19 protein-coding genes are annotated in these 22,245 nt (G+C 56.4%); 12 read left to right on the top strand and 7 right to left on the bottom strand.

The genetic code is table 11. The features are described from left to right. Nucleotides 1–496 precede the first annotated feature (496 nt). The 3 genes from H7849_RS16215 to H7849_RS16225 all read left to right on the top strand — a co-directional run bounded on the left by H7849_RS16215 (nt 497) and on the right by H7849_RS16225 (nt 7,169). Complete coding sequence (locus H7849_RS16215) at nt 497–4,027, top strand: TonB-dependent receptor (protein WP_186740703.1); 3,531 nt, start codon at nt 497–499, stop codon at nt 4,025–4,027. Nucleotides 4,028–5,243: 1,216 nt separating this feature from the next. Continuing rightward, nucleotides 5,244–6,458 (top strand): tetratricopeptide repeat protein, encoded by a 1,215-nt coding sequence (locus H7849_RS16220; RefSeq protein ID WP_186740704.1) that lies wholly within the window; start codon nt 5,244–5,246, stop codon nt 6,456–6,458. Nucleotides 6,459–6,539: 81 nt separating this feature from the next. Beyond that, nucleotides 6,540–7,169, top strand: coding sequence for a pyridoxamine 5'-phosphate oxidase family protein (locus H7849_RS16225; protein WP_186740705.1), 630 nt, complete (start codon nt 6,540–6,542; stop codon nt 7,167–7,169). 2 nt (nt 7,170–7,171) lie between these two features. Here the strand turns inward: H7849_RS16225 and H7849_RS26525 are convergent, their stop codons facing one another. Then, nucleotides 7,172–7,327, bottom strand: coding sequence for a hypothetical protein (locus H7849_RS26525; RefSeq protein WP_222439670.1), 156 nt, complete (start codon nt 7,325–7,327; stop codon nt 7,172–7,174). Nucleotides 7,328–7,618: 291 nt separating this feature from the next. Here H7849_RS26525 and H7849_RS16235 point away from each other — a divergent pair, with 291 nt between their 5' ends. Continuing rightward, nucleotides 7,619–8,371: a carbohydrate-binding family 9-like protein gene (locus H7849_RS16235; RefSeq protein WP_186740706.1), complete on the top strand. Its 753-nt coding sequence runs from the start codon at nt 7,619–7,621 to the stop codon at nt 8,369–8,371. Between the two features lie 476 nt (nt 8,372–8,847). Here the strand turns inward: H7849_RS16235 and H7849_RS16240 are convergent, their stop codons facing one another. Genes H7849_RS16240 through H7849_RS16250 form a run of 3 tightly spaced genes read right to left on the bottom strand, consistent with a single transcriptional unit; the run spans nt 8,848 to nt 11,645 of the window. After that, nucleotides 8,848–10,542, bottom strand: coding sequence for a GMC oxidoreductase (locus H7849_RS16240; protein WP_186740707.1), 1,695 nt, complete (start codon nt 10,540–10,542; stop codon nt 8,848–8,850). Between the two features lie 35 nt (nt 10,543–10,577). Next, nucleotides 10,578–11,171: a gluconate 2-dehydrogenase subunit 3 family protein gene (locus H7849_RS16245; RefSeq protein WP_186740709.1), complete on the bottom strand. Its 594-nt coding sequence runs from the start codon at nt 11,169–11,171 to the stop codon at nt 10,578–10,580. Between the two features lie 42 nt (nt 11,172–11,213). Continuing rightward, nucleotides 11,214–11,645 (bottom strand): c-type cytochrome, encoded by a 432-nt coding sequence (locus tag H7849_RS16250; RefSeq protein WP_186740710.1) that lies wholly within the window; start codon nt 11,643–11,645, stop codon nt 11,214–11,216. A gap of 268 nt (nt 11,646–11,913) precedes the next feature. On the opposite strand from H7849_RS16250, the gene H7849_RS16255 reads away from it, so the two are divergent. The 8 genes from H7849_RS16255 to rpsT all read left to right on the top strand — a co-directional run bounded on the left by H7849_RS16255 (nt 11,914) and on the right by rpsT (nt 20,448). Then, nucleotides 11,914–13,071, top strand: coding sequence for a hypothetical protein (locus H7849_RS16255; RefSeq protein ID WP_186740712.1), 1,158 nt, complete (start codon nt 11,914–11,916; stop codon nt 13,069–13,071). A 650-nt stretch (nt 13,072–13,721) separates the two neighbouring features. Then, complete coding sequence (locus tag H7849_RS16260; protein WP_186740714.1) at nt 13,722–14,747, top strand: 3-keto-alpha-glucoside-1,2-lyase-like domain-containing protein; 1,026 nt, start codon at nt 13,722–13,724, stop codon at nt 14,745–14,747. Between the two features lie 126 nt (nt 14,748–14,873). Then, nucleotides 14,874–15,239, top strand: a complete 366-nt coding sequence (locus H7849_RS16265) for a fibronectin type III domain-containing protein (RefSeq protein WP_186740716.1) — start codon at nt 14,874–14,876, stop codon at nt 15,237–15,239. Nucleotides 15,240–15,375: 136 nt separating this feature from the next. Then, nucleotides 15,376–15,897, top strand: a complete 522-nt coding sequence (locus H7849_RS16270; RefSeq protein ID WP_186740718.1) for a hypothetical protein — start codon at nt 15,376–15,378, stop codon at nt 15,895–15,897. 96 nt (nt 15,898–15,993) lie between these two features. Further along, nucleotides 15,994–16,755: a carbonic anhydrase gene (locus H7849_RS16275; protein WP_186740720.1), complete on the top strand. Its 762-nt coding sequence runs from the start codon at nt 15,994–15,996 to the stop codon at nt 16,753–16,755. 152 nt (nt 16,756–16,907) lie between these two features. Continuing rightward, nucleotides 16,908–17,666, top strand: coding sequence for a bestrophin-like domain (locus H7849_RS16280; protein ID WP_251106314.1), 759 nt, complete (start codon nt 16,908–16,910; stop codon nt 17,664–17,666). Nucleotides 17,667–18,762: 1,096 nt separating this feature from the next. Beyond that, nucleotides 18,763–19,668 carry a hypothetical protein gene (locus H7849_RS16285; protein WP_186740722.1) on the top strand — a complete coding sequence of 302 codons (906 nt, stop codon included), beginning with the start codon at nt 18,763–18,765 and terminating at the stop codon, nt 19,666–19,668. 501 nt (nt 19,669–20,169) lie between these two features. After that, nucleotides 20,170–20,448, top strand: coding sequence for a 30S ribosomal protein S20 (gene rpsT / locus H7849_RS16290; protein WP_186740724.1), 279 nt, complete (start codon nt 20,170–20,172; stop codon nt 20,446–20,448). Between the two features lie 61 nt (nt 20,449–20,509). Here rpsT and H7849_RS16295 read toward each other — a convergent pair whose 3' ends face one another. From H7849_RS16295 to H7849_RS16305, 3 genes are all read right to left on the bottom strand, one after another. Beyond that, the gene (locus H7849_RS16295) at nt 20,510–20,806 is read right to left on the bottom strand and encodes a type II toxin-antitoxin system RelE/ParE family toxin (RefSeq protein ID WP_186740726.1); all 297 of its coding nucleotides are present in this window, start codon (nt 20,804–20,806) and stop codon (nt 20,510–20,512) included. Continuing rightward, on the bottom strand, nt 20,803–21,072 hold the full coding sequence (locus H7849_RS16300) for a ribbon-helix-helix domain-containing protein (RefSeq protein ID WP_186740728.1): 270 nt from the start codon (nt 21,070–21,072) through the stop codon (nt 20,803–20,805). The genes H7849_RS16295 and H7849_RS16300 overlap by 4 nt, the downstream gene beginning before the upstream one ends. 320 nt (nt 21,073–21,392) lie before the next feature. Further along, the gene (locus H7849_RS16305; protein WP_186740730.1) at nt 21,393–22,229 is read right to left on the bottom strand and encodes an Mrp/NBP35 family ATP-binding protein; all 837 of its coding nucleotides are present in this window, start codon (nt 22,227–22,229) and stop codon (nt 21,393–21,395) included. Nucleotides 22,230–22,245 lie beyond the last annotated feature (16 nt).

Raw genomic sequence — 22,245 nt, forward strand, 5'->3', positions numbered from 1 at the left:
TCCCTTCAAGACCATCTCAATCTGCGATTTTAGGGATGAATCGCCCTATTAAAGGTAGCCAACGCCCAGTTTTCGATGACCAAACCACAATGAAAACGATTACATTTGAAGTATCGCCAAGATTTCCACAAAAATCTTTGAGGAGTAGATCAAACGATTTATTTCAATGTTTTCTATCACTTTAATGAGTACAGCCTTTTTATCCAGTGCAAAACATAGCACATTTTTGAGTCGCTCTCTTGACAAGTCAAAACTCGAACAAGCCTAATAGTCAACGCAGGGATTGCGACCCCGGCATTGCTGTACTCAAACCGTTTACTTAACGGTCTTTTCCGGGTTCATCTCATTTTTCACAAATGATTTTCGGCACGGAATTTTGATGTATTTGGTACTCATAACGTTGTAGACAAGTATATACAGGTTAACAACTTAAAGGCAGCCTTGTCCAACCGGACAGGACCAGCCTGTTTGACGTAAATCAGGGAGGCTAATTCAAATGAGACGATCACGAGTGTTCCTCGTGCTGATCGCCCTCGCCGCGGCTTTGCTGTCGTGGCATCCGGCGCACGCACAGAAAATCACCGGTACGATCACCGGCACAGTTACCGATTCAAGCGGCGCAGCTGTTTCCGGGGCGACCGTAACCATCACCAATACCGCAACCAATAAGGTTCAAGCCGTCACCACCGACCCTCAGGGCGGGTACACCGTCGCCGAACTGCCTGAATCCACCTACACCGTGGAAATCAAGGCCACCGGATTCCAGGACTACATCACCAAGGGCGCCGTGGTGCACGTCGCCACCACCACCAACGTCAATGCGCAGATGCAGCTCGGCAGCGTCAGCCAGTCCGTCACCGTGCAGGCCAACGCCATCCAGGTGCAGACTGACAGCGCCGCGCTCGGCGCCGTCGTCGACAGCACCCAGGTCAAGGAACTCCCGCTTAACGGCCGCAACTTCGTCGAGCTCACCCAGCTCCAGCCCGGCGTCTCCGCCGCCAACAACTTCGTCAACACCGGCAAGGGCCTCAACGGTGGCGTGGACATGTCGATCAACGGCAACCCCACCACCAACAACCTCTTCCTCGTCGACGGCGTCAACAACAACGACGTAGGCTCCAACCGCACCATCCTGATCTATCCATCGAACGAGGCCATTGCCGAGTTCAAGATGTTGCTCAACAGCTACGGCCCTGAGTACGGACAGGCCTCCGGCGGCATCATCAGCATCGTTACCCGCAGCGGCAGCAACCAGTTCCACGGCAGCGCCTTCTATAACGGACGTAACGATGCACTCGACTCGTATACCTTCTTCTCCGCTCCGAACGCCGGCAAGGGCTTGCCCCTCAACGGCAAGGACAAGGAGCGCCGCAATGACTGGGGCTACTCCATTGGCGGTCCCATCAAGCGCGACAAGCTCTTCGGCTTCTTCTCTGAAGAGTGGAACCACGAAATCAAGGGCCGCCAGGTCAGCCAATGCGTCCCCACTTCGGCTGAACTCGCTGGTGACTTCTCCACCCTGGGTTGCAACCAAGCCAACTTCCCTGACTTCAGCAAAGTACCAGCCAACATGCTGGCTGGCCCGCACACCCTGACGGCAGTCGATCCATCCACAGCTACCATGCTGAAGATGCTGCCCCTGCCCACCACGCAGAACGGCGCGCTCAACTCCAACGGTCAGAACTGGTCCTCGTCGCTCCCGACTGGTCTTTTCTGGCGTGAAGAAAACGCCCGTGGCGATTACGACCTCAACGCGAAGAACCACATCATGGGCCGTTACACCCAGGACACCTGGTCGAACCCGGCCTTCAACGCTGGCTATTGGGGCGATACCGTTTATCCCGCGCTCAACAGCAACTGGGCTCAGCCGTCCAAGTCCATCACCGCGCACTGGACCTCCACCATCACCAACTCGCTGGTGAACGATGCGGCCTTCAACTACTCCAACAACCGCATTCAGATCACCGCAGGCGGCACCAACCCCGGTCTTCTGGCCCAGGTTTCTTCCGCAATCCCAACTCTGTACCCTGAATCCCTGAAGCATTCTGCGGAAGGCGTTCCTTCGGTCAACTTCGGGTCTTACGGCGGCACCACTTCGCTGCAGGCTCCGTGGCAGAATCAGCTCGACATCTACACCTTCCGCGACGACCTGTCGTGGATCAAGGGTCAGCACAGCTACAAGTTCGGCGCCTTCCTCGGCTTCAATGGCAAGAATGAAGACGTCAACAGCTCCACCGGCGAGCGTCCGACCATTGGCGCTGTCGCAACCGGTGCGGGCGGCACTGAAACCAACGACGCCCTGGCCAATCTCGAATTGACCGGCAACACCTTCAACATCAGCGAGACTTCGACCAACATCCGCGCTCAGCTCCGCTGGCGTGACTACGAGTTCTACGCCGGCGATACCTGGAAGATGTCGCAGCACCTCACCTTGAGCTACGGCGCGCGCTACTCGCTCCTGCTGCAGCCCTACCAGCCCAACGACCAGATCACCAGCTTCCAGCCCTCGCTCTACGATCCCACCAAGCCCGCATCAGACGCCTGCAACGGCCTCTGGGTGGCTCCTGGAACCGATCCCTGCGGCGCGGCCAACAAGCAGTTTGGCACCAACTTCTCAAGCGGAACCCCGGGCCCCAACCGCTCGCTCATCAAGAACGGCTATCACAACATCGCTCCTCGCGTCGGCGTCATCTGGGATCCCTTCGGAACCAGCAAGACTGTCATCCGCGCTGGCGGCGGCCAGTTCTATCAGCGTGAGCGTGTTTCTCGTTACACACTGGTGGCCAACGCTCCGTTCGCCCTTACCACCAACAACTACGCACGCACCCTCGGGGGCGCCACGCCTTCCAGCCTTTCCGGAACGGCCAGCCCCTCCGGCGGTGAGGATCCAAATTCGAACCTTCCTAACTCCTGGCAGTGGAACTTTACGATCGAGCAGGCCATCGGCCCGAACACCACCTTCCAGGCCGGATACGTTGGCAACCGCGGTCTTCATCTGACGGATTCCTACGATGTCAACAGCATTGCTCCGCAGAACTGGCTGACGGCGACCTTTGCCAACAGCGGTGCCGACACCAACAACCTGCGTCCGTACCCCGCCGGCGGCAACAACGGCACGCTCACCTATTGGACACACAACGGTGGTTCAAACTACAACGCTTTTCAGGCTGTGGTAAAGAGCCGCATCGGCAACTCCCTCACCTGGGGAGCCGCCTATACCTGGTCGCACACTCTGGCTGACGTCATCGTCGACGACTCCGGCGGTGGCATCGGCCAGCAGTCTCGCACCTACTATACGAATTCGCGCCTTGACTACGGCTCGTCTGACGTCAACCGCCCGAACATGTTCGTAGCCAACGCAACCTATTATCTGCCCAAGCTGCAAGGAGCCAACCTCCTTGAACGCAGCACGCTTGGCGGATGGGAAACCACCGGCATCATCACCGCCCAGAACGGCAACAACTTCACCATCTACCAGGGCGCGCATGAAGCCAATCTGGTCGCTGGCGCAAGCAGCCAGCTGAACCAGAACGGCGCACTGGTCGAAACCGGCTTCACCTCGCCGCTACGTCCGCTCCAAACCGGACAGAGCTGCGTCACCGGCCGGAATTCGAACCAGGTCGCCAACGCGGGCGCATTTACCCTCGTCGGCTATGCGCTCGGCACGCTGCCCACCAATATGGAGCCGCGCGGTTTCTGCGGTGGTCCTAACTTCAACAACACTGACTTCTCCGTCCGCAAGAACTGGACCGTCAAGGAAAAGGTGAACATCCAGTTCAACTTCGACTTCTTCAACCTCTTCAACCATCCGAACTTCAGCCCCGCCACGCAGAACCCGATTCAGGCGATCAACTGCGGTGCGGTGGCGGGAACCGACCCGTCAACGGGCCACTCACTCTACAACGCCTGCAGCCCGACCAACAACATCGTCTCGGCGCAGGATCTGACCCCTGGATTCGGCACATCCACAAGTCTGCTGGGCACACCGGCTCGCCAGATCCAGTACGGTCTCCACTTCAACTTTTAACCGCTCTCCCAAGAGCTTTCCGGCAGGTTCCGCAAGGAACCTGCCATTTTTCTTTGCAAACGAAAAAACACACCACTTCAACAGTGCTGTCATCCTGAGTGCAGCGAAGGATCTGCTTTTCGCAGGTGTTGGCACGAGAAGCGGTGTGTCCATAACATCACCCCGGCCCAAATGTCATCCTGAGCGGAGCGCGAAGCGCACAGTCGAAGGACCCGCAGCGGGAAACAGCTGCGAAGCCTTGCGAGAGCAAGGCTCGCAATCGCATCGTTAAGCACGAAAATGGGTGCCCCATCCTTTGCGGAGCGAAAGGGTGGGAGAGCAATACCCCAACCCACCCGTCATTCCGACGACCAACGGGAGAGCCTGTCCTGAGCGAAGCCGAAGGAAAGAATCAGAACGATCTTTGCGACTCCAAAATTCCGGCCAAACAATCGAAGAACGGCCTCACAAACGAGCCAAGGGTAAATCGCATCCTAGTCTTCGTACGCCCGAGATCAGATCACCGAGGAGAATCCCATGGCAGACGCGAAGAAATGCGCACATCCATCTTGTACCTGCATGACCACGGAAAAATATTGCAGTGCCCATTGTGAAGAACGCAAAGACACAGTCGAGATCGCCTGCGAATGTGGCCATCCTGGCTGCAAAGGTGAAATTGCTTAGACACCACTCAATAGACCGTCATCCTGACCCTGAATGCAATCAAGGGGAAGTACCTGTTTTTCAAGGCAGAAGCACGAAAAAGGGTGCCCCATCCTTTGCGGAGCAAAGGGTGGGAACCCCAGACGCAAACGAGCCTTCATTCTGCCCCTGAGGCACAAAGGGGAAAAATCCATGCGACAAATACCACCCGCAACAGCATGAAGCATCCACCGCGGGTAGCTAAATCGGGCCTTTTCACAACATTCCTAACCCCCAAAACCTTGTCAAGCCCCAAAAGCTAAAAATTCGTCGCAACCCACTCATTCCAAAGAGCAAAATCCCAGCCAAACTTGGCGTGTTTCCCGTTCGGATTGGCTAGAATAGAAATAGGAGAGTTTTTCAAACAATAGAAGAGTTTTCAAACGCGTACGGAAAATGCAGCGCACTTCTACATGCTGGAAACTGTTGATTCCAGAAACTTTATAGATAAAATATCCGGAATCAATAATTTACCGTGACTCTCCGCCACTCGATGAGCGTTTTCAAGAATTTAGCAAATTTCGGGCTATGGGGAATGATGCTCGCACTCCCCCTTGCTGCGCCAGCGCAACAACAACCTGACGCCGCCACCCAGCAGCTTCAGCAACTCATCGACGCCGACCAAACCGCAAAGCAATCCGGCGACCCCGCTCAGGTCATAACCGCCTCGCAGAAGCTCACCGACCTCGCCGCCCAGCAGGAAACAGCCACGAGCCGAGCCCTAAAACAGTCCAACCTGCCACCCGCAAAAGCCCAGCAACTGAAGCATCGCAATGAGCAGCTTCACCAGGTCCTGAGCAACGGATTCAACGACTGGGGCACCGCCGAAGCCCGCCAGCAGCAGTATCAGCAGGCACTCGCCCACTTCCAGCAGGCTGAAAAATGGGACCCGGCCACACCCGGCCTGATGCGCAACCTTGGCGCCGCAGCCTTTCTGCTGCAGAATTACCCGGAGAGTGCCCGCGCCCTCACCACCGTCGTCGCGCAGGATCCGAACGACCAGCGCTCGCGCATGATGCTCGCCATGTCTCTCTTCAACGTGGAGAAGTTCGCCGAGGCTGCGCAGAACTTCGCTCCGATCGGTGACGCCGCCATGCAGGACACGCGCTCCGCCTATGCCTGGGCCTTCTCGCTTGCCCGCACGCATCAGGAGCAGCAGGCCAACCAGATCATCGACAACCTGGCCGCGCGCGATCTGCCGCCCGACGTGCACATGCTCGTCTGCCAGCTCTACAACACCACGGAAAATTACGAGCACGCCGTCCCTTGTTTCAAAAAGCTGGCGGAAGAAAACCCAACCATGCCCCACGCTCACTTCGAAGCCGGAGCCACGCTCGTGCACCTCGACCGTCCCACCGACGCCATCCCTGAGCTGCGCACGGAACTCAAGCTCAGCCCACAGGACGTGGAGACGCAGTACTACCTCGCCTTCGCCCTGCTGGAAACCTCGCAGAAAGACGAAGCCTTGTCCCTTCTGCGAACCGTCATCGCCGAGCAGCCCGACCACTCCCAAGCCCAATATCAGCTGGGAAAGGTGCTGCTCGAAGATGGCAAGATCGACGAAGCTATCCCACACCTCGAAATCGCAGCAAAGGTAGATCCCGACTCCGATTACATCCACTATCAACTGCAGGTCGCCTACCGTCGCGACGGGCGCACTGAAGACGCAAACCGCGAGCTGGCGCTCTACAAGCAGATCAAAGCCACCCACCGCAACACCGGATCTGCCCACGACGCTTCGGCCCCATAGCCAGCTGGCAAGCGCCAACCGCTGCATCCGAACCGCACCCTCGCGAATCTCTAATAAGCCTGCAAAAGTCTGGAGAACCGCATGGGTCGACGCTTCGCCGAAATCGCCTTCACTCCGCTCGTCAAAGAGCAGCAGGAGAAGCATGGCAGCCGCCGCTCCTATGAGCGCGTCGAGCAGTCCTTCATCGCCGGCAGTCATCTCGGTCCCGACGAGCAGACGATAATCCGCACCCGCGACAGCTTCTACATGGCCTCAGTCAGCGAAACCGGCTGGCCGTACATCCAGCATCGCGGCGGCCCAAAAGGCTTTCTCCATGTGCTCGACGAACAGACCATCGGCTTCGCCGACCTGCGCGGCAACAAGCAGTACATCAGCGTCGGCAACCTCCAGCATGACGACCGTGTCACGCTCTTCCTCATGGACTACCCGTCGCAAAGCCGGCTCAAGATCCTCGGCCACGCCGAATTCCACGAAGATGACGCAACTGCAAAGGAATTGCTCGAGACCCTGCGCATGCCTGCAGAAACGACGCCCGCTGAACGCGCCGTCCTCATCCACGTCGAAACCTTCGACTGGAACTGCCCGCAGCACATCACCCCGCGCTACACGCTCGAAGAACTCGCCGAGAGCCTCGACCCGCTCCGCCGCCGCATCGACGAACTCCAGAAAGAGAACGCACGCCTGCGCGCCGTCCTCCAGCCGTCATCCTGAAGCTAGGGAATCATTCCGCAATCGAACATCTTGTTGGCGATGGGCGCGGCGATCTTGTTGATGAAGATCGTCCGCATCTGCGGATCGCTTTTCAGGAACGCGATCGCCTTCTGCTCTTCGGGAGTTGGCTGCGTCTTCGCCGCCTTTTCCGCTTTCAACTGCGCTCTGGTACTTCTGAATAACCTTGGCTGCCACCTTGTCCAGAATCGGGTGCTGATCCTGCTGCGCATAAGTTCCACTGGTGAGAGTCAATGCGAAAGGCAAAACCAGCAAAATCGAAATACTGCTGATACGACAGGGCTTCACGGTGTAGTCTCCTCGTCATGGAATGTGCGGGGGGCCCAGCGGATGATGAACTACAACGCGCAGTCCATCGGAACGTTGTGGCATCCACATTAGGCGGGGCAGTCCGGCTTGGCAAGTTCAGATTGAATAAAATACTTCCATCCATGATTTCTTCCCCGACCCGCCTTCTGACGTTCCTTTGCCTCGTAATCGCTCCCGCGCTATTTGCACAGAAGACGCTGCCACAGCCGCTCTCCTATGACTGCCACCGCACAGCCACTCCGATCGTGATCGACGGAAAGCTCGACGATCCCGCGTGGAACCAGGCACCGTGGACCTCCGACTTCGTCGACATCGAAGGGTCATCCAAACCAACCCCGCGCTTCCGCACGCGGGCCAAGATGCTCTACGACGACAAGTACCTCTACATCGCCGCCGAACTCGAAGAGCCCAACGTCACCGCCACGCTCACCCAGCACGACTCCGTCATCTTCAAGGACAACGATTTCGAAGTCTTCATCAAGCCGCTTCCCGATACCGCGAGCTACTACGAATTCGAAATCAATGCCCTCAACACCGGCTGGGATCTCTTCCTGAGCAAGCCCTACAACCAGGGCGGCAAAGCCGACAACAGCTGGGACATCATCGGACTCAAAACCGCTATCGCCGTTCAGGGAACACTCAACCATCCCAGCGACAAAGATCACGGATGGACAGTCGAAATTGCTTATCCGCTCACCGCCTTCAACTCGAGACAGGCCGTGCCGCCACCGCAGCCCGGAACAACCTGGCGCATCAACTTCAGCCGCGTCGAGTGGAAGCCCGGCAACCCAGTAGAAGACAACTGGGTCTGGTCACCACAGGGCGTCATCAACATGCATGTCCCCGAGCGCTGGGGGTACCTGCAATTTCGCTGATAAGTTGCCCTGAATAATGTGCAACTGACACAGTTACATATTTTCCACAATAAGTCGCGTATTTCCACACCGGAAAATTTGTTTTACCCCCTTGTAATACGCCGCCGCGAGCGTATGCTTCAAATCAACGGAAGAGAGATCTTCCAGCGAAGAGAGCAGACAAGGAGACATCAGGAGAACCGGCAACGGATCTCGCGAGGCGGACGGGCAACCGAAAGCCTTGGATGGAACTAAGAAAGCTCTTACAACGACCGGAAGCGACGGAAGAGTTCAGGAAGCGCGGGCCGCAAGGTTCGCAGGTCCGGAGCAAAACCGAAGCGACTAGCAGTTGTGATCCGGTTCCGAACCGGATCTTCGAAAATCGGAAAAGAAGGGGCGAGATCTCGCAAGGGAAATCGCCCCTTCGCTTTTCTGCCGTAAAAAATCCGAACGAAATAAAAGCTGAACTGATCAGCGCTAACGATCCGCGAACGATTTCAGATCTCGTGCTTCTTGAACCGGTCAATCAAGCGATCGCAGGCGCGCACCGTAATCGCCATCATCGTCAGCGTAGGATTCTGGCATCCGGACGAGACAAAACACGCACCGTCCATAGCAAAGACATTCTTCACATCGTGCAATTGACAATAAGAATCCGTGACCGAGGTTTTCGGATCGTTCCCCATCCGCGCCGTTCCCAGTTCGTGAATCGCCATCCCCGGCTCGGCGACCGTTGACCCAATCTTGATGTTCGTGGCTCCTGCAGCGTCAAGCATTTCCGCAGCAGTCGCGGCCGCATCTTCCATCAGGGCCTGTTCGTTCGCTCCGTGGGTCATCGAGATGTGGAGCGCGGGAATGCCCCACGTATCCTTCAGGTTCGGGTCGATCGAGACAAAATTGTCATCGCGCGCCAGCGACTCACCAAACCCTCCGACCGAGATCATGTACTTGCCCGCCTTCACCGCCTGCTTGTAACTGGCTCCGAATCCTTCCGCTTCGAAATGGAAATCGGCTTCTGCCGAACCCTGATATCCATAGCCGCGAATGAAGTTCGGCTGCCGCGTCGCCTTCGATGTATTGCGATAGCGGATGATGTAAATTCCGTTGGCACGATGCGGCGCACTGTACGCATCGGGAGCATCCTTGAACTGCGGCAGTTCTCCGGAAGCCCCGGCGCCGGTCGCATGGTCCATCAGCCCACGGCCTAGCAGCCCGCTCGAATTGCCCAAGCCCACCGTGTGACTGCCGCTCGTCGAGTTCAGCAGAATGCGCGTCGATTCCATCGCCTGCGCACATAGGATCACCGTCTTCCCCCGGATGGTCTTCGTCTGCCGCGTCGTACCGTCGACAAACGTTACACCATTCGCTAGGTTCGTTGCCGGATCCATCTCGACACTCGCCGCAATCGCATTCGTCAGCAGGGTGCATTTCCCGGTCTTAAGCGCGTCCTTCACCGTGGTGAAGGGGCTGCTGAAATACGAAAAAGAGATGCAGCCACGCTCGCAGGTGCCGCAGTAATGGCACGCGGACCGCCCATTGTGCGCCTGCGTAAGAATCGCCGTGCGCCCGATAGTCACCGTCCTGCCAAAATTCTTGGCAACAGCATCGCGGAAGTGGATTTCTCCGCAGGTCATCTTCATCGGGGGTAGAAAATGCCCATCCGGCAGCGCGTCATTTCCCTCCGCCGCGCCGCTGATGCCGACATAGTCTTCAACAATGTCGTAAAAGGGAGCCATATCTTTGTATGCGATGGGCCAGTCACTCCCATAGCCGTCGAGGCTCGCCGCCTTGAAGTCAAGATCGCTCAACCGATAGCTCTGGCGTCCCCAGCTGAGCGTCCTTCCTCCCACAATGCGCATACGCTGCCAGGTAAAAGGCTTGCCCGCAGGAGTGCTGTAAGGATTCTCGAGGTCGTCGACAAACCAGTCGTAGTTGTATTCCGTGCACGCGTAGCACTGCGTCTGGATAGGGCGCGTCTTGCGCCATTCCCCCGCTCCGCCCATATCTCTGTATTTCAGCTCGAATACTGGCTTGTGCTCGGTGAACTCCCTCGGCGAGATATTGCGCCCCGCTTCCAGCAAAGCAACTTCGAGACCGGCTTCGGCCAGTCGCTTCGCCGCCCATCCCCCGGTTGCGCCCGAGCCCACTACGATTGCGTCATACGTGCGAGTCAGCGGATCCTGAAAAAACATCTCTCTGCACAATCTCCCGATTAACTGGCTCCCGATTAACTGGCCTTGTGTTCGCCCGGCTGATGCTCGCAACCGGAAAATGTGCCCCGTGCCGCCCAGCCGTCCCAGCCCTGTTCCTTCAGGCCGATCGGAGAGCTGTAGTACGCGCTGGCAATCCAACCCTTGAGCCGGGTGAAATGCAGATAGCCGGGGAACACAACCCCCGCCTGTCCCCAGGCTGACTGTGTATGAGGCCACGCAACCAGGTTCAGAAAATCTGTCCTCTCACCATCCGTCAGCTTTGCGAAAGTCGTCTTATAGCGCTCCTGCGCACCCGTATCGAACCACTCCAGCGACTCGACAAACTCGCGCTGATTTTTTTCGATCTCGACCGACAGCACCAGATCGAGAAACCGGTTCACCAGCGCCGCCTTCGCTCCCGGAGTGTCGGTCGCTGGGATAATCGCCTCGCTCAGCACAATCAAGGTTTCGTTCTGCTGCTGGTTCAGAAAGACAGGCGTCCAGTCAGCGCGCTGGAGTTCGAGAAAAGCATCCTCTCCCGCAGGAAAAATCCGCGCTCCGGCTGGTCGCGTCACCGCCGCCGCGCCCATGGTCAACAACGAATTACGAAGCAGTTCGCGACGATTCATGGCTTGGCAGATATAGTACGCGCCCCATTGGAAGCCTGCACGCTACGGCTTAACGATGTGAATTGCTTCCAGCGATTGCGGATCGCTCGGCAGTTCCTTGCTGCCCGTTGGAAATTTACTCGCGCTCAGAATGTAAGCGAGCACCTGCGCCACCTCTTTCGGCGGCACTGTCCCCGGATCCATCGCCGGCATCATGACAATGGTCTTCATAAACAAATCGGCCACCGTCTGGTCGGTCCACCTGTTCAAAAACTCGCTCCCGGCCAGCGGAGAATTCTCCCCCTGGCCCTCAAGCGCGTCCCCGTGGCACATACCGCACTGGCTCTGGTAGATCGCCTTTCCCTGCTGCGCCTGTTCCGCTGTATACACGCCATCGCGCGTCGTCAGAACAGAGTGCGGAGCCGTCTGCGCAGAAAGCACCGGCAGAAAAACCCCCATCACCAGCACGCTCACCCACACAGCATCAAATCGCATTTGCCGCACCGCAGACTCCTCCGATGAAGCCAAGACGCGATTATACCCGCCCCGTACAAAAGACACCCGACCCGGCGACCATCGCTAGTGGGTCAGTTTAAGTCTCTGACAGATTGTAGTTACCGATAATGCCGTTTTTCAGGCACTTCGTTCTGCATGCTGGCTGCCCCAGCGATGGGTTACTTCCGTATAGCCGACAAACCGGGAATAAACTCGTAATCATGCGACCACGGCCTTGGATGTGGAGCCTCATACTATCCTTGAGGTTGTGAAATCCTTCGGCTCAGTTCTCGTTGTTGTCCTTACCTGTTTTCTTGCACACGCCATCGCCAACGGTCAAACCCCCTCTGTTAGAACCTGCTCGGCTTTCGCAGCGGATGGAACGTTAGCCACCGGAACCATCGAGAAGGGTTTATTGGAGACGCGCCTCGCAGCACGCGGCGCCCCGGCAAAGGTAATCCGCACGACGATCGCGAATCCGTGGAGATGCGAACAAGGCTTCAGCGGTAACGGGGAGTGGCTGATCACTCTCTTGCCAGCCGAGAAGCTCACAATTCAGATTCTCAACGTGAAGAAGCAGGAGCTTCATGGGCAGTTTTCGTCAGAGTGGCACACTTTTCACAACATCGCGTTGGAGGCTGGATACCAGTCTAGGTTTCTAGGAGGATTTGCCCCTGATGATTCGATCATACTTTGGCGATATGTACCGCAGGAGGGTCGCAGTCCAAACGACGCTTCCATCGTTCACTTGCACTGTCAGCGATGGAGCATAGAAGGAGAATTGATCTCAGATCAGGACCTGGGCGTGTTGGGAGTTGCTGTGGGTGGCCGCGAACCGATATTCGGGGCAGGATTTAAACAGTTTTGGGTACCCGATGATTGCGGATACGAGTGCTACCGGCGCTATCGCCTCGATGGAGACCATGCTGTGACCGACGGCACATTGACATTCCCGAAGAACGACGCCGCCGTACCGACCTACCTTGTAGCGTCGAATCGGTTTTTTACGGTGTCGGGCGAAGGAACGAAGCAGAAAGCCGTCCTGTTGGACGACTCTGGAAAGAGCGATTCAGAGGCCGATTTGCCATTCTTCCCGAACCTTCTCAAGCCAGTAGTCCCTGATTGGTTTTACGTTCACCAGATCGTCCACTCTGCTGATGATCGATTCATCGCAATTGGACGATCACGGGTAGCTTGGGTTCTGGTCGATACGGACCGTGATTGGGGGAGTGAAGTTTTGGTACTCGATGCTCACTCATTGACGGTGGTATCGGCGCTGAAGGTTGGTCGAGGTGGCATCCACTCTCTCGCCATCGACCACCGGGAACGCTCAATTCGTTTGGCCGGTTACTGGGGAGGTCGCTGGCACGACTTAACAAGGGATGAGCAGGAGCGTTCCGATTGGCGAGAATCGCACGGATCATAGCTGATTACGGCCAACGATTCGTCAAGCTGCCGTGTGACCGGCAATACGGAAGTGATCCTGTGTAGTGCCCGCAAAGTCCGCATTTCGGTAACTCGGCCAAATCAAATTGACCCACCACCCAACTCTCCAACAACTTGCAATTTCGCTAGCAGAAATGCCCTGAATAATGTGCAACTGACACAGTTACATATTTTCCACAAATTGTCCTGCATTTCCACACCGGAAAATTTGTTTTACCCCCTTGTAATACGCCGGCGCGGGAGTATGCTTCAAATCAACGGAAGAGAGATCTTCCAGCGAAGAGAGCAGACAAGGAACCATCAGGAGAACCGGTAACGGATCTCGCGAGGCGTACGGGCAACCGAAAGCCTTGGATGGAACCGAGAAAGCTCTTACAACGACCGGAAGCGACGGAAGAGTTCAGGAAGCGCGGGCCGCAAGGTTCGCAGGTCCGGAGCAAAGCCGAAGCGACAAACAGTTGTGATCCGGTTCCGAACCGGATCTTCGAAAATCGGAAAAGAAGGGGCGAGATCCCGCAAGGGAAATCGCCCCTTCGCTTTTCTGCCGCATTCAAAATCATTCGCGACGAATATCCGCAGTTCGTCACAGAATTCTTGCCGCCCAAACCTGCCGCTTCTACTGTGTGTCTCATGTCTCGACTCGGCAGTACGACCTTCGCCGTCGGAATCGTTCTTTTATCCCTTTCCGCAGCACAGACTACCAGGGCACAGGAACCATCCCTTCCCTCATCACAGACCTTCACGCTCACCGACGCAAAAGATCTCACACTTCAGGGCGTGAAAGCCGAAGCCGTCGAATACCGAGGCCGCAAGGCCATCCGGCTCACCACCGAGGAGGAATTCGGATTCGCCTTCCTCAAGGAAACGCAGTTTCATGACGGAACCATCGAGGCGGACATAGCAACGAAAACTCTTGTGCCTCCCGGCGTCCGCATGCCCGGCTTCACCGGCATTGCCTTTCGTGCCCGTCCCGACGCATCCCGCTACGAGATGTTCTACCTTCGCCCCGGCAACTCGCGATCCGACGATCAGGCCATGCGCAACCACTCCGTCCAATACGTTTCCGAACCGGATTTCGGATGGGAAAAGCTCCGCCGACAATGGCCATTCATCTACGAGTCCTACGCCGACCTCCAGCCCGAAGAGTGGACGCACATGAAGATCGAAGTGCATGGCCGTCACGCCGAGCTGTTTCTGAACAACTCACCCAATCCGAGCCTCGTCGTCGATGGCCTCAAAGGCGAAGACCTCCAGGGTGCAGTCGCTCTCTGGACATACGCCCGCGAAGAGTCCTACTTCTCCAATCTCAAAATCACCAACACCAAACCTGATCCGATTCAGAATGGCGGAGAAGCCGCCGGCACATGGGACGTAAAGTATGCGAGCGACGCCGGCGCCTACACCGGCACCATGAAGCTCGTGCGCCAGAACAGCACCATCGTCGGTATATGGTCAGGCGCCTTCGGTCCGGATCAGCCTGTCAACGGCGTCTGGCGTGACGGCTATGTCGAACTCACCTTCAGCGGAACCTGGCCCGATCAACCCGGAACCGTCACCGCAACCCTCGCCGGGTGGGTCGACGAGGACACGGCCAAGGGCAGAATGAAAGTCGAAGGCCGTGCCGATGGCCGCTGGAGCGCCGTCCGCAGGAAATAAGCGAACATCGTCCAGTTTCCAATGGAAACAACCTGATAGAAGGCAACCCACTCTATTAATAGCGTCGATGGCCCCAGTGTTTATACTGGTATCCCTCGTCGAAATTCCTCCCCATAATGGGAGAAGATGACATCGAATCGCCTGAGGACTCCCGCACGGCTCACCGCATCCTGTTTCTCGATCAGCCGCCTGCTATTTGCCTGTTGTCTGCTTTCTCTTCCAGCCGCCTGCAAACCCAAACCGCACCACGTTAACCTTAGCTGGAATGCGCCCGTCACTTCGCCTGTCCCCGTCGTCGGCTACAACATCTACCGCTCGGCTGAAGGAGACCCGGCCTATCACCTGCTCAATAAGTCCCCAATCAAAGAGACAAAATATGTGGACTACCTGCTTGAGAATGGCCGCACCTATAACTACATGGTGAAAAGCGTGGACGCGCACGGAGTGGAAAGCTTTCCATCCAACATGATCAGGCTCACAATTCCCAAGTAACCGCCTCTCTTCAGTCAGTGGGGATCGTCGCGCCCGAAAAGCCAATTGCGAAGGAGCGCGACTCCAACTCGCTTCCCTCCTCGCCCCAACAGGAATATCCTTACCTCGCCGAAAGACCTTATGGGAGGGAGATCACATGGCGATACCACGTCGAACCGTAAGGCAGGTCATCATCGAGGAGACGAAGAAATTCCTCGTCGTCGCCTTTTATCTTTGGGTGATCTTTGCGCTCCTGGTCGAGTACAAGTCCGTAATTCTGGCCGAGGAGAACGTTAGTATCGAGACGCGCGGCCTTGCGCTCATCAACGCGCTGGCGCTCGGAAAGATCATCGTCCTCGCCCAGGCTTTCCACCTCGGCGAGATGGCCGAAGATGTGCCGCTCATTTATCCGACACTCCTCAAGTCCGCCTTATTTTCTATCCTCCTGGCTATCTTCAAAATTCTGGAAGTCGGCATCGTCGGCCTCTTTCACCACCGGCCATTCACGCAAAGCATTACCGAGATCGCCGGTGGCACCCTGAAGGGAATCATCTGCGTCACCCTGATCATGTTCGTTGTGCTCATCCCCTTCTTCGCATACGCCGAAGTGCGAAGAGTCCTGGGTCAGGATCAACTGCGCCATCTCTTCTTACATCGACGCCCGGTTCAAGCCGACTGACAATCTGGTGCCCCGAAAGTTGCTTCGAGTCCGTAAGACGACTGACAGTTCTGACAGTTCAAATACGTCGCTACGATCTGTTTCACTTAGGGCTGGATGGATCTAGCGAAGCATTGCCGCCCTGCACTCATCTTTTGCGCCCTGGTTTTAGCGGCAGCCACAGCGCAGCAGCAGCATCCGGAGCATACATGGGACTACAGCAACTTGCATGGACCAAGTCATTGGGCTGAGCTTGGACCCGAGTTTGCGCCGTGCGCGAATGGCCATCACCAATCTCCCATCGACATCCGCAACCCGCAAAGTGCCGACCTCCCGCCCATCCAGTTCAACTACAATCCTTCGCCGCTCGACATCATCGACAACGGCCATACCGTCATGATCATCTACGCCCCCGGCAGCTTCATCACCGTAGGCGGCAAGAGGTACGAACTCAGACAATTTCACTTCCACCGCCCCAGTGAAGAAAGGATCAACGGGGTCGACTATGAAATCGGTGCGCATCTCGTCCACGCCGACCAGCAGGGCCACCTGGCCGTCGTCGCAGTTCTCCTGCAGAAGGGAGAGGACAACCCTCTCGTCCACGAACTGTGGGAGGACATCCCCAAAGAAAAGGACAAAGAAGAACATCTCAACAACATCCAGATCGATCTGGCCAAACTGCTGCCCGCCGATCGCGGTTACTACACCTTCGATGGATCTCTCACGACGCCGCCTTGCAGTGAAGGCGTCACCTGGTACGTCCTGAAGCATCCGGTGACCGTTACAACCGCGGAGATCGAGCAATTCTCAAAACTGTACCGGGCCAACGCACGCCCGACGCAGCCGCTGTACGGCCGGGTTGTTTTGGAAAGCAAGTAGGTGCCGGGCAGCCGGCCACGTTCCGCACTCAGAGCGTGGAAGGGAGCGATCGCGTTCGCGCCTTGGGCTGCAAAAAAAGGAGCGCCCCATCCTGTCGCAGTCAGGGTGGGAAAGCAAGAACCCAACTGCGTTAGACGTGATGGTCGGAGGAGATGATGGGCTCCCTTAGTACCAGCATCATTGCATTTGTGATTATTTTCGTAGGCGCAGTTGTCGGGATGCTTCTACGTAAGGTCTTGCCTGTTCACCATCTCCGTGATGATTCCAGAGACGTGATCAAACTGGCCACTGGGCTGGTTGGGACGATGTCGGCGCTGGTGCTTGGCCTGCTCGTCGCTTCGGCCAAGGGCTTCTATGATGCGCAGACCACGGAACTGACCCAGCTGTCGGCAAACATTGCCTTCCTTGACCGCGGCCTCGCACGTTACGGACCCGAAACGAAAGAAGCGCGCGAGGCCTTGCGCAATGCAGCTGAGAGAATCCTCAATCAATTGTGGTCAGAAAATAGCGCCCAGGCTTCCCGGCTGGACCCTACTTCTGTGGGCGCCGGTGCACTCTACGATCAAATCGAGGCACTTGCTCCAAAAGACGACTCACAGCGTTTCATACGATCCCAGTCTCTGAATATGGCCATGAGTATCGGTCAGATGCGCTGGTTGATGTACGAGCAGGGAGCCCTGTCCATTTCCAAGCCGATGCTGGTCATCATGATCTTCTGGCTGACCGTGACATTCGTCATCTGGGGACTTCTCTCCGCTCCTAACCCAACGATCATTGTTACGATGCTGGTCTCAGCACTCTCCGTTTCCGGCGCGATTCTGCTGCTGTTGGAAATGTACTCGCCTTACGAGGGGCTCATTCGAGTGTCCGACGCGCCACTTCGTGCTGCGCTAGCGCATCTCGGCCATTAAGGCCGACGGGTTTTTGTGAGGATAATCTGTGTTGTCATCCTGAGCGGAGCGCAAAGCGCGCAGCCGAAGGATCTGCAGTTCGCCGGGTGCCCCATGTCTCGCTCTTGAGACATGGGATCGCCTTGCGCGGCAAGGCCCGGTGAAAGCACTGGCCTTTAGGCCAGTGAATAGCGGGACCAAAATGAAGGGGCTTCAGCCCCGGGACCTCAAATGCTCCGCCGCAGAATCGACCGCAAGAGCGCCACTTGCAGAAGAATATGCAAACTCCTCAGCCCTTTCGCACAAACGAGCCGGTCGCCCATGTCTCGCTCTTGAGACATGGGATCGCCTTGCGCAGCAAGGCCCGGTGAAAGCATCGGCCTTCATCGGGGTCCCCAACGCGCGATCTTTGCGCGTTGGGGTGATTTAGGCCGATGAATAGGGAGCCAAAACAAAAGGGGCTTCAGCCCCGGGCCTTTTCTCCCACTGCCGTCATCCTGAGCGAATCGATGCCGGGTGCCCCATGTCTCGCCGGGTGCCCCATCCTTTCGCGCATTTTTGCGAAAGGGTGGGATACCGCAACCGTACGCCAATGTTTTGTCATCCTGAGCGGAGCGCAAAGCGCGCAGCCGAAGGATCTGCTTTTCGCCGAGTATGCCGGGTGCCCCATGTCTCGCTTTTGAGACATGGGATCGCCTTGCGCAGCAAGGCCCGGTGAAAGCATCGGCCTTTAGGCCGATGAATAGGGAGCCAAAACAAAAGGGGCTTCAGCCCCGGGCCTTTTCTCCCACTGCCGTCATCCTGAGCGAATCGATGCGGAAGTCAAAGGACCCGCTTTCCTGAGCCCCAGCAGCAATGAACACGCCACGCGAAAATGGATGTGGGTGCCCCATGTCTCGCTTTTGAGACATGGGATCGCCTTGCGCAGCAAGACCCGGTGAAAGCATCGGCCTTTAGGCCGATGAATAGCTCGCCAAAACAAAAAGGGCTTTAGCCCCGGGGCAATTCTCTGGAGGAGCCCCCAGCCTTGTCAAACAACAATAATGCAAAAGATTATCGAAATTACAATGGTCGTTCATGATTGTGTTGTCCAGTTAGCTATAAAGGAACTGACCTTATGTGGATCAAATATGGATATTTTGTTCGATTGTCCAACGGCGTTCCTGTACCTGCTGGTAGCGACTTCGGCACCATGGAAGATAGCTACAAACCGGGCGATAGTAAGGGGATAAAGAACGGGAAAGAGGGAATTGTTATTGCAGTTGTAAAAGGTCATACTGCAAAAGAGACTGGTTGCGATGTGCTAGTTCTTCTCGAAGAGCGCGACCTTGGGCAAAACCTAGCCTCTGGTCCATCGCCGGAAGCAATCGAGTCTACTCTACGTGCACTCACCTTCAATCCTTTGCGCACATCAAATCCCCGCGCAATACAAACTCCGTGGAAAGAACAAAACACACGTGCAATAGCGTTGTGGAACAGAGTATACCTACGACCTATTACAGAAACCTTCCACGAATTTCTTGTAGAAGTTCCACTGAAGGGCACATTTGGGGAGAAGTGGTATAAGCAAGAGATCCTAAAACCAGAAAATGAACGGCATGCAGTGGTTCAGTGGTTAAGATCATTTCGAGAGGAAGGTCTTAAACATAGACCCCAGAAGCAAATGCCTGGGAGAGTTTACGGGGCTCCGGCTACTGGCGCAACAACGGAATTGATCGCTTTGAGCCATGATCTTTATACGCTATTGCGCGTGAATCACCTGCCAGATCAACTAGTGGCAAGACTTCGAAATTACAATGAGTTTCAAGGTGCAAGATATGAGGTTGCTATCGCTGCCGCCTTTGTTAAATGCGGATTTGAGCTTGAGTGGATTGAAAGTCGGAGGGAACCACACCCGGAGTTTATCGCACGGAATAAAAACACAGGTGAGAACTTAGCCGTCGAGACAAAAAGTCGTCGTCGACCAGGTTCTCTACACCAACCGGGAGACCTACCGCCAGAGAGAGCATGCGGGCGGATATAGATAGACTTTACCGTGAAGCATTAAAACAAGGCACTGTCGGCATACCATTCGCGGTTTTTCTAGACGTAAACCTGCCTCCGAATACGGCATTCGAAGAAACGGCAAAATGGCAGCAAGAGATAGTGAGCCGATGGCAGAACAATGAGCAACTGGTATCACTTCTCGGTTTCACTAACTTTGCATGGCATTATCTAAAAGACAAGCCAAACAACCTGAGAACTCCCGAATTCCTGATAGCCTTGCCCGATTCGTCATCTCATCCCCTTCATACACCCGAGACGTTTGTGTGTCTCCAACACATTCTTGGCGCTTATGGCGTCGCGCCAAGCGAATATTAAACAGCCGAAAGGTCTTCAAAGATTCCGCACCTAACCTGCTTGCTTCTGGCTAGTCCCTTGACCCAACCCCCCAAATCCCATAGACTTATATTTTGCGCGGGATGTGGCTTGTGTGTCTCTCCTGCCCAGCATCCCATTCCCCTGAGGAAAGTTAAGGAATACCATGGCAAACCATGTTTCATCGTTGAAGCGCGCCCGTCAGACCGAGAGAAAGACGGCTGTGAACCGCGCCAACAAGAGCCGCGTTCGCGGCAGCCTCCGCCTCCTGCGCGAGGCCATCGCCAAGGGCGACGTCACCGCCATCAACGAGCAGTTCAAGCAGACCGTCTCCGCGCTCGACAAGAGCGTGCAGAAGGGCGTCCTTCACGGCAACACCGCCTCCCGCTACAAGAGCCGCCTCGCCGCTCGCGTCAAGGCCGTTGCCGTCAAGAAGACCGCATAAGAGTCCTCACCCCAGAACCAGAAAAGGTCGGCGTCCCGTCCGGCCTTTTCCCATTTCCGGTCTATTTCAGCAAAGCACGCAGGTTGCGGTTTCCATGCAGCACCCGCACCACTTCAAGTAGCTGATTTTGTTCGCGATACACGATCAGATAAGAAAACACCGGCAAGAATCGGACTGGATGGTCCGTCAGATCCTCACGCGTATGTCCCGCTCCTGGTCTCTCAGCCAGAAACCTCATCCCTTCCCGAAGTTCCTTGAGAACATAACGGGCGACGCGGACTCCAGCGTCCTCTTCGAGGAAATTTTTGATGCTTTGCAGGTCTTCAACAGCCTCAGGAGAGAGAAGGTAGCGCGTCACGCGTGTCCACTGCGCTCCAAGTGATCGAGTTCGGCATCTAGCCGTTCGAGCACTGACTCTCCGTCCGTCCCTTTGCCTTCATCGAGAGACTTCAAGCCCGCCGAAATTTTGGTGTGGACCTCGTCGCGGGTCAGTTCCAGAAGGCGGTCCCTCTCACTAAGAAGTCGCAGGGCATCAGAAACAACTTCCCCGGCCGATCCGTATCGCCCTGTTTCTAGCTTAGCCCGAACCAGTTCCTCCTGTTCGCGTGTGAGTTGGACGCTCATTTCTGTCTCCTGATACGTCTGACGTTAGATCGCTCGCCTTTCGCTGTCAACGATCGACGCCTATAAACGCTGTCAAGCCCCTTGGCTCATCCAGCGACCAGCAAGTCATTTATTAATAAATGACTTAGCAAGACGAAGCAGCTGCAGGGAATTACTGCAAAAAACGCTATAATAAGAACAGAAGCAGAAAAGGCACGGCCTCAAAAACCGTGCCCTTCTTGTTTTTAACGTAAGTAATTGAAAACAGATAATTTACCTATTAATTCACGTTAACCCGTTCAGAATCAGGAATTTCCGTAGAAATATACCGGGGTTGCGCCCTAGCTGATCTCAAAGACGTTCTCAGCCTTGGCCGACTCCGCCTGCGCCCGCTCCGCAATCTGTCGCGCAACCGAATAAAAGTCCTTGGCCTTGGCCGAACTCTCGCCCAGCAGGGCAACCGGCAGCCCCTTGTCACCACCCTGCCGGATCTCCGGGTCAAGCTCAATCGACCCGAGGAACGGAATGTTGAATTGCTTCGCCGTCCGCTCCGCGCCGCCCTTCGAGAAAATGTCGATCTCCTGGTGGCAATGCGGGCAGGTAAAGTGGCTCATGTTCTCGACCATCCCCAGTACCTCGACGTTGACCTGGTGGAACATTTCGAGAGCCTTGCGCGCGTCCTGCAGCGAAACATCCGAAGGAGTCGAAACCACCACCGCGCCCGTCAACGGCACCGTCTGCACCAGCGAGATCACCACATCCCCCGTCCCCGGCGGCAGGTCGATAATCAGAAAGTCGAGCTCCCCCCACTCCACCTGCTGTAGAAACTGCCGGATGATCTGGTGCAGCATCGGCCCGCGCATCACCATCGGCTTGTCGCCGGGCGAGATAAAGCCGACCGAGATGACCTTGATCCCGTGAACGAAATTCGGCTCGATCTGGTTGTTCTGGAGCACGCGAGGCTGCTGCCCCGACCCCAGCATCAGCGGAACGTTAGGGCCATAAATGTCGGCATCGATCAGCCCAACCTTGTAGCCCAGCTTCGCCAGCGCGACGGCAACATTCACCGCCAGCGTGGTCTTCCCCACGCCGCCCTTACCCGAACCGATTGCCACAATATTCGCCACGCCCGGAAGCGGCGGCGGCGCCGGCGGCTGGGGTGCATGTCCATGTGCCATAAAAGCTCCTCTTTGC

Source organism: Alloacidobacterium dinghuense, assembly GCF_014274465.1.
GTDB classification, from domain to species: Bacteria; Acidobacteriota; Terriglobia; order Terriglobales; family Acidobacteriaceae; genus Alloacidobacterium; species Alloacidobacterium dinghuense.

What these genes read in the sequence shown, in the direction of transcription:
- H7849_RS16215 (WP_186740703.1), top strand. Translation starts at nt 497, where the DNA reads ATGAGACGATCACGAGTGTTCCTCGTGCTGATCGCCCTCGCCGCGGCT.
- H7849_RS16220 (WP_186740704.1), top strand. Translation starts at nt 5,244, where the DNA reads ATGATGCTCGCACTCCCCCTTGCTGCGCCAGCGCAACAACAACCTGAC.
- H7849_RS16225 (WP_186740705.1), top strand. Translation starts at nt 6,540, where the DNA reads ATGGGTCGACGCTTCGCCGAAATCGCCTTCACTCCGCTCGTCAAAGAG.
- H7849_RS16235 (WP_186740706.1), top strand. Translation starts at nt 7,619, where the DNA reads ATGATTTCTTCCCCGACCCGCCTTCTGACGTTCCTTTGCCTCGTAATC.
- H7849_RS16240 (WP_186740707.1), bottom strand. Translation starts at nt 10,542, where the DNA reads ATGTTTTTTCAGGATCCGCTGACTCGCACGTATGACGCAATCGTAGTG.
- H7849_RS16245 (WP_186740709.1), bottom strand. Translation starts at nt 11,171, where the DNA reads ATGAATCGTCGCGAACTGCTTCGTAATTCGTTGTTGACCATGGGCGCG.
- H7849_RS16250 (WP_186740710.1), bottom strand. Translation starts at nt 11,645, where the DNA reads ATGCGATTTGATGCTGTGTGGGTGAGCGTGCTGGTGATGGGGGTTTTT.
- H7849_RS16260 (WP_186740714.1), top strand. Translation starts at nt 13,722, where the DNA reads ATGTCTCGACTCGGCAGTACGACCTTCGCCGTCGGAATCGTTCTTTTA.
- H7849_RS16265 (WP_186740716.1), top strand. Translation starts at nt 14,874, where the DNA reads ATGACATCGAATCGCCTGAGGACTCCCGCACGGCTCACCGCATCCTGT.
- H7849_RS16270 (WP_186740718.1), top strand. Translation starts at nt 15,376, where the DNA reads ATGGCGATACCACGTCGAACCGTAAGGCAGGTCATCATCGAGGAGACG.
- H7849_RS16275 (WP_186740720.1), top strand. Translation starts at nt 15,994, where the DNA reads ATGGATCTAGCGAAGCATTGCCGCCCTGCACTCATCTTTTGCGCCCTG.
- H7849_RS16280 (WP_251106314.1), top strand. Translation starts at nt 16,908, where the DNA reads ATGATGGGCTCCCTTAGTACCAGCATCATTGCATTTGTGATTATTTTC.
- H7849_RS16285 (WP_186740722.1), top strand. Translation starts at nt 18,763, where the DNA reads ATGTGGATCAAATATGGATATTTTGTTCGATTGTCCAACGGCGTTCCT.
- rpsT (WP_186740724.1), top strand. Translation starts at nt 20,170, where the DNA reads ATGGCAAACCATGTTTCATCGTTGAAGCGCGCCCGTCAGACCGAGAGA.
- H7849_RS16300 (WP_186740728.1), bottom strand. Translation starts at nt 21,072, where the DNA reads ATGAGCGTCCAACTCACACGCGAACAGGAGGAACTGGTTCGGGCTAAG.
- H7849_RS16305 (WP_186740730.1), bottom strand. Translation starts at nt 22,229, where the DNA reads ATGGCACATGGACATGCACCCCAGCCGCCGGCGCCGCCGCCGCTTCCG.